The 12,957-nt window shown below is 70.0% G+C and carries 11 protein-coding genes and 2 pseudogenes; 10 read left to right on the forward strand and 3 right to left on the reverse strand.

The genetic code is table 11. The features are described from left to right. Entirely contained in the window at nt 1–390 is a 390-nt protein-coding gene (gene pcaC, locus H0I39_RS03440) for a 4-carboxymuconolactone decarboxylase (protein WP_180549566.1), read from the reverse strand. An 81-nt stretch (nt 391–471) separates the two neighbouring features. Between pcaC and H0I39_RS03445 the strand changes: the two are divergent. The 4 genes and pseudogenes from H0I39_RS03445 to H0I39_RS03460 all read left to right on the forward strand — a co-directional run bounded on the left by H0I39_RS03445 (nt 472) and on the right by H0I39_RS03460 (nt 5,523). Next, a pseudogene (locus tag H0I39_RS03445) lies at nt 472–1,067 on the forward strand (peroxidase-related enzyme). A 505-nt stretch (nt 1,068–1,572) separates the two neighbouring features. Next, nucleotides 1,573–2,823 carry a type II toxin-antitoxin system HipA family toxin gene (locus H0I39_RS03450; protein WP_180549567.1) on the forward strand — a complete coding sequence of 417 codons (1,251 nt, stop codon included), beginning with the start codon at nt 1,573–1,575 and terminating at the stop codon, nt 2,821–2,823. 114 nt (nt 2,824–2,937) lie between these two features. Then, nucleotides 2,938–4,191 carry a lysophospholipid transporter LplT gene (gene lplT, locus H0I39_RS03455; protein ID WP_180549568.1) on the forward strand — a complete coding sequence of 418 codons (1,254 nt, stop codon included), beginning with the start codon at nt 2,938–2,940 and terminating at the stop codon, nt 4,189–4,191. A gap of 281 nt (nt 4,192–4,472) precedes the next feature. Then, nucleotides 4,473–5,523 (forward strand): annotated as a pseudogene (locus H0I39_RS03460) (glycosyltransferase family 4 protein). A 159-nt stretch (nt 5,524–5,682) separates the two neighbouring features. Here the strand turns inward: H0I39_RS03460 and ppa are convergent. Next, the gene (gene ppa / locus H0I39_RS03465; RefSeq protein WP_180549569.1) at nt 5,683–6,225 is read right to left on the reverse strand and encodes an inorganic diphosphatase; all 543 of its coding nucleotides are present in this window, start codon (nt 6,223–6,225) and stop codon (nt 5,683–5,685) included. A 250-nt stretch (nt 6,226–6,475) separates the two neighbouring features. Between ppa and H0I39_RS03470 the strand changes: the two genes are divergently transcribed. From H0I39_RS03470 to H0I39_RS23690, 6 genes are all read left to right on the forward strand, one after another. Then, nucleotides 6,476–8,911 carry a sodium-translocating pyrophosphatase gene (locus tag H0I39_RS03470; RefSeq protein ID WP_257645591.1) on the forward strand — a complete coding sequence of 812 codons (2,436 nt, stop codon included), beginning with the start codon at nt 6,476–6,478 and terminating at the stop codon, nt 8,909–8,911. After that, entirely contained in the window at nt 8,833–9,123 is a 291-nt protein-coding gene (locus tag H0I39_RS03475; protein WP_180549570.1) for an OmpA family protein, read from the forward strand. Before H0I39_RS03470 ends, H0I39_RS03475 begins: the two co-directional genes overlap by 79 nt. A gap of 472 nt (nt 9,124–9,595) precedes the next feature. Further along, on the forward strand, nt 9,596–10,402 hold the full coding sequence (locus H0I39_RS03480) for a serine/threonine-protein kinase (protein ID WP_180549571.1): 807 nt from the start codon (nt 9,596–9,598) through the stop codon (nt 10,400–10,402). Between the two features lie 2 nt (nt 10,403–10,404). Next, nucleotides 10,405–11,058 carry a hypothetical protein gene (locus H0I39_RS03485; RefSeq protein WP_180549572.1) on the forward strand — a complete coding sequence of 218 codons (654 nt, stop codon included), beginning with the start codon at nt 10,405–10,407 and terminating at the stop codon, nt 11,056–11,058. After that, the gene (locus tag H0I39_RS03490) at nt 11,025–11,195 is read left to right on the forward strand and encodes a PEGA domain-containing protein (RefSeq protein WP_180549573.1); all 171 of its coding nucleotides are present in this window, start codon (nt 11,025–11,027) and stop codon (nt 11,193–11,195) included. Before H0I39_RS03485 ends, H0I39_RS03490 begins: the two co-directional genes overlap by 34 nt. Before the next feature lie 271 nt (nt 11,196–11,466). Next, nucleotides 11,467–11,754, forward strand: a complete 288-nt coding sequence (locus H0I39_RS23690; RefSeq protein ID WP_180549574.1) for a TssQ family T6SS-associated lipoprotein — start codon at nt 11,467–11,469, stop codon at nt 11,752–11,754. 12 nt (nt 11,755–11,766) lie between these two features. Here H0I39_RS23690 and H0I39_RS03500 read toward each other — a convergent pair whose 3' ends face one another. Beyond that, on the reverse strand, nt 11,767–12,942 hold the full coding sequence (locus H0I39_RS03500) for an MFS transporter (RefSeq protein WP_180549575.1): 1,176 nt from the start codon (nt 12,940–12,942) through the stop codon (nt 11,767–11,769). Nucleotides 12,943–12,957 lie beyond the last annotated feature (15 nt).

Below are 12,957 nucleotides of genomic sequence, written 5' to 3' on the forward strand. Positions count from 1 at the left end.
TCAGGCCTTGACCGGCCCATCCACCACCTCGGCCGCGCTGCGGAACGCCTCCACCGCGCACGGCACACCGCAGTAGATGCTGGCGTGCAGCAGCACTTCCTGAATCTCCTCGACGCTCGCGCCGTTGTTCAGCGCGCCGCGCACGTGCCCCTTCAGCTCGTGCTGTCGACCCAGTGCGGTGAGCATGGCCACGGTGACCAGGCTGCGCGTCTTCAAGTCCAGCCCCGGCCGCTGCCACACATCGCCCCAGGCGTTGCGCGTGATGGCGTGCTGCATCGGCTCGGTGAACGGCGTCATGCCGGCGAAGGCACGGTCGACGAAGTCGTCGCCCATCACCTGGCGGCGCGTCTTCAGGCCGTTCTGGAAGTCGGGATCGTCGGGCAGGTTCATGGCTGTCGCTTTCGTGGTCGTGGGTGAATAACAGGCGCAGCATAATGAATCCGTTGCCACGCATATAAAAGGAGACATGCCATGAGCCGCTACCCCCTCGCCGACATCAACGCCCTGCCCGATGACATCAAGGCCAAGGTGCTCGAAGTGCAATCCAAGGTCGGCTTCGTGCCCAACGTGTTCCTGGGCCTGGCGCGCCGCCCGGCCGAATGGCGCGCCTTCTTCGCCTACCACGACGCGCTGATGGAGCCCGAAAGCGTGGGCCGCACCAGCAACCTGAGCAAGGGCGACCGCGAGATGATCGTCACCACCACCAGCGCCGCCAACCAGTGCCTGTACTGCGTGGTGGCGCACGGCGCGCTGCTGCGCATCTACGAGAAAAAGCCGATGGTGGCCGACCAGGTGGCCGTGAACTACCGCAAGGCCACCGACATCACCCCGCGCCAGCGCGCCATGCTCGACTTCGCCATGAAGGTGTGCGAGCGCTCGCACGAGATCAGCGAGGACGACTTCGCCCCCTGCACGCGCACGGCTTCGACGACGAGGACATCTGGGACATCGCCGCCATCACGGCCTTCTTCGGGCTGTCCAACCGCATCGCCAGCTTCAGCGGCATGCAGCCGAACCCCGAGTTCTATCTGATGGGGCGCGTTCCGCGCGAGAAGAAGCCGGCGTGAGTGGGCCACTGCGATGGCACGCCACGAAATCCGGCCAGGCCGTTCGGGCTGAGTCTGTCGACGCCTCGCACACGCCTGCACTTTGACAAACTCCGCGCGCACGGCGCCTGATTACCGACCGGTAATTTTAATGCGTGCAAATCTGTTGAAATCGGAATAAATTACCGACCGGTAATTTATTCCTTGACACTCGGCATGACTCAGAATAAATTACTGACCGGTAATTTCGTTATTCTGACCGTGTCCACCCCCACCTGCCCGCCCCTGCCACCCTCCTGCCCACCGTCGTCCGCACGGCCGCCGACCTGGGCCGCATCGCGCAGGCCCAGCGCATCGCCCTCGGCCTGCGCCAGATCGACCTGGCGGGCATCGGCAACACCGGCAACCGCCTGATCGTCGACATCGAGAAGGGCAAGCCCACCGTGCAGTTGCAGAAGGTGCTCGACGTGCTCGACCTGCTGGGGCTTGAAGTGGTGCTGCGCCCCAAATCCGCCGGGCCGCTGTGATGCCGCGCGCCGCCGCGCTCGACGTGTTCTACGGCACCGAGCCCATGGGCACGGTGCATGACACCACGCCGCTCGGTTTTGAATACGCGCCCACCTGGCTGCAGCGCGCCGACGCCTTCGCGCTGTGTGCCATCGGCCTGGCACCCGGCCGCATCGATTCGCCCGAAGTCCACGCCTTCTTCGAGAACCTGCTGCCCGAAGGCGACCTGCGCGCCTACATGGCGCAGCAGCGCAAGGCGTCCACGCTGTTCTCGCTGCTGCTGGAGGTGGCGGGCGACACGGCCGGCGCCTTCGTGCTGCTGCCGCAGGGCCATCGGCCCGAACCACCGCGCTACCAGCGCACCACCTGGAAGACACTGGCCGACACCATTCGCCAGCAGTCGGCCGCCGCCATCCAGTCTCAGGGTGGCCGCACGCGCATCTCGCTGGCGGGCGCGCAGGACAAGGCGTCCATCGCCCTGCTCGACGGCCCCGAGCCGTGGCTGCCCCAAGGCGCCGCGCCCTCCACCCACATCCTCAAGCCCGACATCCGCCGCCTGCCCAAGGTGCGCGACTCCGCCGCCAACGAAGCCATCGTCATGCGTGCCGCGCACCACTGCGGGCTGAACGTGGCCCCCGTGTTCTACGAACCCACCACCCGCGCCTGCATCGTCGAACGCTTCGACCGCGTGCGCCAACCCGACGGCAGCCTGCGCCGCCTGGTGCAGTACGACTTCTGCCAGCTCTCCGGCCTGGGCTCGGAGCGCAAGTACGAGAAGGAAGGCGGCCCCAGCCTGGCGGCCTGCGCCGCCCTGGTGCGCCGCTACAGCGCCCGCCCCGCGCTGGACTTGCAGGCGCTGGCGCAGTGGGTGCTGTTCAACCTGTACGTCGGCAACAACGACAGCCACGCCAAGAACCTCTCCATCTACCACCGCCCCGGCGAAGGCGTGCGCCTGACGCCCTTCTATGACCTGATGTGCACGCGCATCTATCCCGGACTGTCAGACGAATTCGCGTTCAGCCTTGGCGGCGAAACGCGCCCTGGGCAGTTCGGCGGCGAGCATCTGGAGGCCCTGGCGGCGCAATTGGGCATGGGGGCTCGCTATGTCCGCGGGATGGCAGGCGAGTTGGCTGCGCGGGTGCCGGAGGCACTGAACCTTGGCCTTGAAGAAGTCATGCCCTTCCTCCCTGCCAGCGGGCAAGGTTTGGCTGACAGGCTGGCCATGAAGGTGAAGTCCATCACACGGCGCACGGTCGAGCGTTTCAGGTAGCGGCGTTTCGCTGCTCAGGCTCGCCCATAGGCCGCTGGGCGACTGCCCGTCATCCCCTTTCACACTCCCGCATTCCAATCGTCACATGCACCCACGCGCTGGCAGCGCCGGGCGATGACGCGCGGCATCGGTTACCTGATCGCGGCACAGTTCGTGTCGGGGCTGGCCGACAACGCATTGCTCATCGTCGCCATCGCGCGGCTGGCGGAGCTGGGCGACCAGCCGTGGATGGCGCCGCTGCTCAAGGGCGTGTTCACGCTGGCCTATGTGGTGCTGGCGCCGCTGGTGGGCGCGCTGGCCGACCGCTGGCCGAAGGCGCGGGTGATGCTGGCCGCCAACGCGCTGAAGGGCGCCGGCTGCGCGCTGATGCTGGCGGGCGCCGACCCGCTGCTGGCCTACGGGCTGGCGGGCGTGGGCGCGGCGGTGTATTCGCCCGCCAAGTACGGCCTGGTGGTGGAGCTGGCGCCACCGCAGCAACTGGTGAACGCCAATGGCTGGCTGGAGGTGACGACGGTGGCCGCCATCATCCTGGGCACGGCGCTGGGCGGCGTGCTGGTGGGGCCGACGCTGGTGCAGGCGCTGGGCACCGCGCCGGCCGGCGCGGGCCTGGCGGTGGGCGGCGCGCTGGTGGTGGCGCTGGGCGTGGTGCTGGTGCTGTACGGGCTGGCCGGGGCGCTGAACCTGGCGATTCCGCGGCCCGCGGCCAGCGTGGCCGAGCGGCACGCGCTGCCACCCGGCGCGCTGCAATTTTTGCAGCGCTTTGCGCACGCCCAGCGCACGCTGTGGCGTGATGCGCTGGGTGGCGCCTCGCTGGGCGTGACGACGCTGTTCTGGGGTGCGGGGGCCACGCTGCAGTTCGTGGTGCTGGCCTGGGCACAGCAGCGGCTGGGCTTGTCGCTGTCGCAGGCGGCGTACCTGCAGGGCGTGGTGGCGGTGGGCATTGCGCTGGGCGCGCTGGCCGCCGGGCGCTGGGTGGCACTGGGGCAGGCGCTGCGCGTGCTGCCGCTGGGCGTGGCGATGGGCCTGGCCGTGCCGCTGCTGACGCTGGTGCACAGCGTGGCGCTGGCGGCGCCGTTGCTGGCGGCGGTGGGTGCGCTGGCGGGCTTGTTCGTGGTGCCGATGAACGCGCTGCTGCAGCACCGCGGCCAGCGGCTGCTGGGCAGCGGCGAATCCATCGCGGTGCAGAACTTCAATGAAAACGCGGCCGTGCTGGCGATGCTGGGCACGTATGCGGGGCTGCAGGCCGCGGGCTGGCCGCTGCCGTGGCTGGTGGGGCTGCTGGGCACGGCGGTGGCCGCCGGGGTGGCGCTGGTGATGTGGCGCCTGCGCCAGCGGGCCGCGCGCGGGTTGATGTGGAGCGCACCTTGAAGCCGTTGAGATTTCCGCCGTCCCTGACACGCTGCCGGCCCTCACCCCAACCCTCTCCCAGAGGGAGAGGGAGCTTTCTTTGGCGCAGCACGCGCTGTCGAGCCTCGAGAAGCCGCCCTCCAGGAAAACGCCGACAGGTTGAAGCCGCCTGGCTTATCTGCACCCGACAAACGACGCATGACTTGGCTTCGCCTCCATGACGAAGCGCGTCGTCATTTGTCATGCCGGCACCCGCCGGCAGTCATTCGTCATTTGTCATCGCAAGCCTTGAAGGAGCCAACATGAAGATCATGATCGTCACCGACGCGTGGGAGCCGCAGGTCAATGGCGTGGTGCGCACGCTGAAGATGACCACGCGCCACCTGCAGGAGATGGGGCACAGCACGCACATCCTGTCGCCGCTGGATTTCAGGTCGTTCCCCTGCCCCACCTACCCCGAGATTTCCCTCGCGGTGGTCACGCGGCGCGCGGTGGCGCGGCACATCGACGCCGTGGCGCCCGACTGCCTGCACATCGCCACCGAGGGGCCACTGGGCTGGGCCGCGCGGGCGGTGGCGGTCAAGCGTGGCTGGCCGTTCACCACGGCGTACCACAGCCGCTTTCCCGAGTACGTGCATGCGCGCGTGCGGGTGCCGGTGGGCTGGAGCTACGCGCTGCTGCGCAAGTTCCACAACGCCGGCCGCGCCACGCTGGCGCCCACGCCGGCCATCGTCGATGACCTGCGGGCGCGCGGCTTCACCCAGGCGCGGCTGTGGTCGCGCGGGGTCAATCTGGAAGCCTTCAGCCCCGAGGGGCCGAGGCTGCCGCGCGACAGCTCTCCGGTGTTCCTCTACGTCGGCCGGCTGGCGGTGGAGAAGCAGGTGCACAAGTTTCTCGAACTCGATCTGCCGGGCGAGAAGTGGGTGGCCGGCACGGGGCCGGAAGAAGCCAGGCTGAAGGCGCAGTACCCCCACGCGCGCTGGTTCGGCGTGCTGAGCGGCGACGATCTGGCCACCGTGTACCGCAGCGCCGACGTGATGGTGTTCCCCAGCGTGACCGACACCTTCGGCCTGGTGATGGTGGAGTCGATGGCCTGCGGCACGCCGGTGGCCGCCTACCCGGTGCCGGGGCCGATCGACGTGGTGGGCCACGATTCGGCCGGTGGCGTGATCGACGACGACCTGCGCGCCGCCTGCCTGGCCGCGCTGGCCGCCGCGCGACGGCGTGCGGCGGCACGCCGAACAGTTCAACTGGCCCACGGCCACGCGGCAGTTCGAGCAGGCGCTGGTGCGCATCGCACGGACCAGCGACGTGGACAAGCAGGCGCCGCGCGAGTCGCTGCAAAGCCCGTGAGGGGCGGCGGCCCGGTGCGTGCCGTGCGGGTCCACGCCCCTTGCTTTGCAGGCCGCGAGCGAACGCGCCGGATACTACAAAAATAGCTGCCAGCGCTTGTCAGGCAAGCGCTGGCAGCCATTTTCACATCAAAGCCCTGCGCTGCAGGGCGGGCGCCCATCAGCCTTCGGGATTGGCCTTCTTGTAGGCGGCGATGCCGTCGGTGATTTCCTTGCGGGCGGCGTCGGGGCCTTCCCAGCCCAGCACCTTGACCCACTTGCCCGGCTCCAGGTCCTTATAGTGCTCGAAGAAGTGCGCGATGGAGGCGGTGCGCGCGGGGTTCAGGTCTTCCGGCTTCTGCCAGCTGCTGTAGAGCGACAGCACCTTCCTGATCGGCACGGCCAGCACCTTGCCGTCTTCGCCCGCTTCGTCCTGCATCTTCAGGATGCCGATGGGGCGGCAGGTGACCACCACGCCGGGGATCAGCGGCACGGGCGTGACCACCAGCACGTCCACCGGGTCGCCGTCGCCCGACAGCGTCTGCGGCACGTAGCCGTAGTTGGTGGGGTAGTGCATCGCCGTGCTCATGAAGCGGTCGACGAAGATGGCGCCGGTGTCCTTGTCGACCTCGTACTTGATGGGGTCGGCGTTCATCGGGATCTCGATGACGACGTTGAACTCGTCGGGCGCCTTGGCGCCAGGGGAAACGTGGTCGAGGGACATTGTTGGTTCTCGTGGGTTGATGTGGATTAAGACAGCGGGTAAGACTGGCTGGGATTAACCCTGATTTTACTTTCGCCCCCTTGCACCCGCGGATTCGTCACGTTTTCCGGCTAAATTCGCGCTGTTGGCCAATCGACTGTCCCTTTCTGATCAGAGGGAACGAGGAAGCAACGCAGTGGAGGGCCGGGCTGCGTTGCACCGCTGGCAGACGGCCCCTCCGAAGCGCAACCGCTTTTGTGAGGAGATATCAATGACAGGCAACTCGGCGCTGATACTGGCGCTCGTCTGCGGTCTGATCGCCGTCGTGTACGGCTTCTGGGCCCGCGGATGGATTCTTTCGCAGGACGCGGGCAACGCCCGCATGCAGGAAATCGCGGCCGCCATCCAGACCGGCGCGGCGGCCTACCTGGCCCGGCAATACAAGACCATCGCCATCGTCGGCGTGGTGCTGGCGATCCTGATCGCCATGGTGCTGGACGTGACCACCGCCATCGGTTTCGTCGTCGGCGCGGTGCTCTCGGGGGCCTGCGGCTTCATCGGCATGAACGTCTCGGTGCGCGCCAACGTGCGCACCGCGCAGGCGGCCACCAAGGGCATCGGCCCGGCGCTGGACGTGGCCTTCCGCGGCGGCGCCATCACCGGCATGCTGGTGGTGGGCCTGGGGCTGCTGGGCGTGGCGGCGTTCACCTGGTTCCTGGTCGGCAACGGCCAGCTGTCGCCCACGGCCAAGCTGTCCACCCTGCTCAACCCGCTGATCGGCTTTGCCTTCGGCTCGTCGCTGATCTCGATCTTCGCGCGTCTGGGCGGCGGCATCTTCACCAAGGGCGCCGACGTGGGCGCCGACCTGGTGGGCAAGGTCGAGGCCGGCATCCCGGAGGACGACCCGCGCAACCCCGCCGTGATCGCCGACAACGTGGGCGACAACGTGGGCGACTGCGCCGGCATGGCCGCCGACCTGTTCGAGACCTACGCCGTCACGCTGATCGCCACCATGGTGCTGGGCGCGCTGATGGTGGCCACGGCCCCGTGGCAGGCGGTGATGTACCCGCTGGCGCTGGGCGCGGTGTCGATCATCGGCTCGATCATCGGCACCTTCTTCGTCAAGGCCTCGCCCGGCATGAAGAACGTGATGCCGGCGCTCTACAAGGGCCTGGCGATCGCGGGCATCCTGAGCCTGATCCTGTTCTACTTCGTTACCGCCTGGATCATCCCCGACAACGCCATTGCCCCCAGCGGCAGTGTGATGCGCCTGTTCGGCGCCTGCGTGGTCGGCCTGCTGCTGACCGCGGCGCTGGTGTGGATCACCGAGTACTACACCGGCACGCAGTACAAGCCGGTGCAGCACGTGGCGCAGGCCAGCACCACCGGCCACGCCACCAACATCATCGCCGGCATCGGCGTCAGCATGAAGTCCACTGCCTGGCCGGTGATCTTCGTCTGCATCGCCATCATCGCCGCCTACTGGCTGGCCGGCCTGTACGGCGTGGCGGTGGCCGCCATGTCGATGCTGAGCATGGCCGGCATCATCGTCGCGCTGGACGCCTACGGCCCCATCACCGACAACGCCGGCGGCATTGCCGAGATGGCCGAGATGCCGCCCGCCGTGCGCGACATCACCGACCCGCTGGACGCCGTGGGCAACACCACCAAGGCCGTCACCAAGGGCTACGCCATCGGCTCGGCCGGGCTGGCGGCGCTGGTGCTGTTCGCCGACTACACGCACAAGCTGGAAAGCTTCGGCCAGGCCATCAGCTTCGACCTGAGCGACCCGATGGTGATCGTGGGCCTGTTCATCGGCGGCCTGATCCCCTACCTGTTCGGCGCCATGGCGATGGAAGCCGTGGGCCGCGCCGCCGGCAGCGTGGTGGAGGAAGTGCGCCGCCAGTTCCGCGAGATCCCCGGCATCATGGCCGGCACGGCCAAGCCCGAGTACGGCCGCGCGGTCGACATGCTCACCGGCGCCGCCATCAAGGAGATGATGATCCCCAGCCTGCTGCCCGTGGTGGTGCCGATCCTCGTCGGCCTGGCACTGGGGCCGAAGGCGCTGGGCGGCCTGCTGATGGGCACCATCGTCACTGGCCTGTTCGTGGCCATCAGCATGTGTACCGGCGGCGGCGCCTGGGACAACGCCAAGAAGTACATCGAGGACGGCCACCACGGCGGCAAGGGCAGCGAGGCGCACAAGGCCGCCGTCACCGGCGACACCGTGGGCGACCCCTACAAGGACACCGCCGGCCCCGCCGTCAACCCGCTGATCAAGATCATCAACATCGTGGCGCTGCTGATCGTGCCGCTGGTGGTGGGCATGCACCCCACCACGCGCGATCTGGCGCCCAGCGCCCGGCGGCGGCCACCGCTGCCAGCAGCGCGGCGACCGGCGTCTCGGCCGCGCCCACGGGCACGGTGTACGGCGTGCCGTCGGCCGGCACGGCCCTGGCCACGCCGCCGGCGCCCGCCGCGGCACCGGCACCGGCCGCCGCCCCGGCACCCGCACCCGCCGCCGCACCTGCGTCGGCACCGGCGTCGGCAGCGTTCAGCCCCGCATCGGCGCCCGCCGCGGTGGTGGCCGAGGATGCCAGCGCGGTCGCCGTCGAAGGCGAGAAGGTGGTGTTCTACTTCGCCACCGGCAAGACCGAGCCACACCCCGACGGCGCGCAGACCCTGCAGCGCATCGTCGATGGCGTGAACGCCGGCAACAAGGCCGTCATCAGCGGCTACGTCGACAGCACGGGCAGCGCCGCCGCGAACGAGGAAATCGCCAAGCAACGCGCCTTCGCCGTGCGCGACCTGCTCAAGAGCCTGGGCGTGGCCGAAGACAGGATCGACCTGCAGAAGCCCGCCGATATCCAGGCCGGCGCCGGTGCGCAGGCACGCCGGGTGGAGGTGGCGCTGCAATAAGCCGCGCCGCACGCCCCTGCTGCCAGGCCCGCCGCATCGGCGGGCCTTTTGTATCTGCTCCAGGTGACCCAGCCACATACTCCCAATCTACATGGCCGCCAGCGCCCTATGGACAAGCGCTACAACAAGATACTCCCCAAAAACCTGATGCAGGTGCTGATTGTGATGCCGCCGCGGGTACCGCCGCCCCGCCACCCGCGCACCGCTGCGTGCGCCCGGCAGACGTGCCGCGCTGGAATACCGCTTCACCCCGGGCGTTGTCAACCAAGAGTGATCGCCCCGCACCGATCCCCTCAGGGTCGGCCGATACCCGGCGTTTCAATGCGCACATTAGTATTAGGATTTGACCTACAAGCCCGCGTCGACAGCGCCGCCATAGTCCACACGAGCAGCGCAGCCTTGCCTGACACGACACCCGCTTCATGACCTTGCCCCCTCCGCCCCTTCTGCCCCCGCCGCCGACGAGCAGTTGGTGACAACCGCCAACAGCCTGCCCGCCGGCACGCGCCTGGCCGAGTTCGAGCTGCGCGGCGTGCTGGGCGAAGGCGGTTTTGCCACGGTCTACCGTGCGCACGACCACTCGCTGCGGCGCACTGTCGCCATCAAGGAATACATGCCCGGTGCACTCGCCACGCGCGCGCCCGACGGCAGCGTGATCGCGCGCGAGCCGCAGATGCAGGCCACCCTGGCGCGCGGGCTGGACAGCTTTTTGAACGAGGCGCGCCTGCTGGCGCAGTTCGACCACCCGGCGCTGATCCGCGTCTACCGCTTCTGGGAGCAGAACGGTACCGCCTACATGGCCATGCAGCTGTGCCAGGGCCGCACCCTGCGCGCGCTGCGCCAGGCCGAGCCCCGGCTGGTGGCCAGCGAGCCCTGGCTCAAGCACATGCTGTCGCCCATCCTCGACGCGCTGGAGCTGCTGCACGCCAACGACTGCTACCACCGCGACATCTCGCCCGACAACATCATGGTGCTGGACTCCGGCGTGCCGATGCTGCTGGACTTCGGCGCCGCGCGGCAGGCCATGGGCGACGCCACGCAGGCGCTGACGGTGATCGTCAAGCCCGGCTTCGCCCCCATCGAGCAGTACGACAGCGTGCTGGAGCAAGGCCCCTGGACCGACGTCTACAGCCTGGGCGCGGTGCTGCACTTCCTGGTCACCGGCCAGCCCGTCACCGCCTCGGTGTCGCGGCTGCTGAAGGATCCGCTGCCCCGGCTGGCCGACACCCCGGGCTGGCGCTGTCGCCCGCCTTCGCGCGCGCCATCGACCGCGCGCTGACGGTGCACCCCGAAGACCGCATCCGCAGCATCGCCGAATTCCGCGAGGCGCTGGAGCTGCCCACCTTCTGGGCCGAGATGCAGCGCCAGAGCGTCGAGCTGGGCGCCCTGCGCAGCCACTCGGGCACCACCGGCTTCGGCGCGCTGGCCGAGCTGGGCGACGACGACGCTGCGCCCAGCGACCTCGGCCCCGCCACGCTGCCGCCGCCCGAAGAGCGGGCCATGCCCGCTGCGGCGCCGCGCCGCCCGCGCCCCGACGCCGCCGAACGGGCGCGCACCCCGGCCGAGCGGCCGCGGCCACCCGCCCCGGCAACCCGGTCCGGCACGCCGCCAGCGCCGCATGCCGCTGGCGCCGCCGCGCGCGCCCGGCCGCGCGATGCGCGCACGCTGGCCGGCGGCGTTCTGGCCGTGGCCAGCGTGCTGGTGCTGCTGGGCCTGGCCGCCTGGCGCCCGGGCAGCGATGCGCCGGTGCCGCCCCCGCCTCGCCCGCCACGGCGGCGCCCAGCATTGCGACGGCGACCACGCCGCCGGCCGCTGCCCCGGCCGCCGCAACGCCTGCGCCCGCGCCGGCCGCTGCCGACACCGTCGGCGCGCACCTGCGCCTCGACATCGCGCCCTGGGGCGTGGTGTACGTCGACGGGCAGATGCAGGGCCTGACGCCGCCGCTCAAGCAGTTCTGGCTGCAACCGGGCCAGCACACCATCGAAGTGCGCAACACCGGCCTGCCGAGCCATACCGAAACCATTACCATCGAAGCGGGGAAAGACGTGCAGCTTCGCCATCAGTTCGAGTGAAGCCACGGCCTGGCCCGCAGCAGGGAGACGGTCACATGCTTCGGAGATCTGTGCTGTGCTGGGGTACGCTCGGCCCCTTGACGCTGCTCGGCGGTTGCGCCACGGTGCGCGACAAGCTGGGCATCGGCCAGGCCCCGCAGCCCGCACCGGCCCGCCGCCCGGCCGAGGCGCCCCGCGCCCGCCCTGCCCCACCGGCGGCGCCCGCCCCGCACCTGCGCCTGAAGCCGCCACCCCACCGGCCGACGAGCCGGCACCACCCACCGGCGAAGCCGTGTACGCCGAGGGCCTGCGCCTGTACCGCGCCGGCCGGTACGACGAAGCCATCGCGCGCTTCGCGGCCGTGCAGGCGCCCACCGCGCTGCGCGTGCAGGCGCTCAAGCACACCGCCTTCAGTTACTGCGTCACCAACCGGCTGCCGTCGTGCCAGCGGGCGTTTCAGGATGCGCTGGCGCTGGCGCCGGGCTTTCGGCTGAGCAAGGCCGAGCGCGGCCACCCGGTGTGGGGCCCGGTGTTCGACAAGGCCCTGCTGCAAAGCCAGCCGGCGCGCCGGCGGCGCTGACGGCGCGCGTGGTCAGCCCCGCCGCCACAGCAGGGCCGCCATGGCCACGGCGCTGAACATGGCGCCGGCGCCAAACGTCCACGCCGGCCCCCAGTACTGCCACAGCAGGCCGGCCACCACGCTGGCGGCCAGCATGGCCAGGCCGCTCATCAGGTTGAAGAAGCCGTAGGCGGTGCCGCGCAGATCGGCCGGCGCGGTGTCGGCCACCATGGCGGCCAGCAGGCCCTGCGTCATGCCCATGTGCACGCCCCACAGCGCCACGCCCAGCAGCAGGCCCGTCCAGTGCGTGCTGGCGGCCAGCACCACGTCGGCCAGCACCAGCACGGCCAGGCCAGCCAGCAGCAGGCGCCGGTGCGACACGCGGTCCGACAGCTTGCCGAACGGGTAGGCGGTGACCGAAAACACGGCGTTCATCGCCACCATCACCAGCGGCACCAGCGCCAGGGCGATGCCGACCTGCTCGGCGCGCAGCACCAGGAAGGCCTCTGAAAACCGCGCCAGCGTGAACACCGCGCCCACGCCCACCACCCACCAGTAGGCGCGCGGCAGGCGCTTCAGGTTGGTGCGGCTGATGGGGTTCACGCGCGGCGCGCCCGCGGGCCGCTCGGGCTCCTGCACGCCCAGCACCAGCAGCAGCACGCACAGCACGGCCGGGATGATCGCGACGGCGAACACGGCGCGGAAATCGTTGGCCCACACCAGCATCAGCCCCACGGCCAGCAGCGGCCCCAGGAAGGCGCCCACGGTGTCCAGCGACTGGCGCAGCCCGAAGGCGGCGCCGCGCTGCTCGGGCGGCGCGATGTCGGCCACCAGCGCGTCGCGCGGCGCGCCGCGGATGCCCTTGCCCACACGGTCGAGCAGGCGCGCCGTGAAGATCATGCCCGGCCCCGTGGCCAGCGCGAACAGCGGCTTGGTGGCGGCGCCCAGGCCGTAGCCCAGCACCGCCAGCGGCTTGCGCTTGCCGAACCAGTCGCTGATGACGCCCGAGAACACCTTCAGGATCAGCGCCGTGGCCTCGGCCAGCCCCTCCAGCAGGCCGACCAGCGCCACGCTCATGCCCAGCGTGCCGACCATGAACAGCGGCAGCAGCGCGTGGATCATCTCGCTGGAGATGTCCATCAGCAGGCTGACGAAGCCCAGCACCCAGATACCGGAGGGCAGGGATGGGCGAGGTGCGGCGGGGTTCATGGCGGTTGGCGCGGG

Origin of the sequence: Ottowia beijingensis (assembly GCF_013423955.1) — a bacterium.
GTDB classification, from domain to species: domain Bacteria; phylum Pseudomonadota; class Gammaproteobacteria; order Burkholderiales; family Burkholderiaceae_C; genus Ottowia; species Ottowia beijingensis.

Coding starts and splice junctions, on each gene's coding strand:
- pcaC (WP_180549566.1), bottom strand. CDS start 390: ATGAACCTGCCCGACGATCCCGACTTCCAGAACGGCCTGAAGACGCGC.
- H0I39_RS03450 (WP_180549567.1), top strand. CDS start 1,573: ATGCCGCGCGCCGCCGCGCTCGACGTGTTCTACGGCACCGAGCCCATG.
- lplT (WP_180549568.1), top strand. CDS start 2,938: ATGACGCGCGGCATCGGTTACCTGATCGCGGCACAGTTCGTGTCGGGG.
- ppa (WP_180549569.1), bottom strand. CDS start 6,225: ATGTCCCTCGACCACGTTTCCCCTGGCGCCAAGGCGCCCGACGAGTTC.
- H0I39_RS03470 (WP_257645591.1), top strand. CDS start 6,476: ATGACAGGCAACTCGGCGCTGATACTGGCGCTCGTCTGCGGTCTGATC.
- H0I39_RS03500 (WP_180549575.1), bottom strand. CDS start 12,942: ATGAACCCCGCCGCACCTCGCCCATCCCTGCCCTCCGGTATCTGGGTG.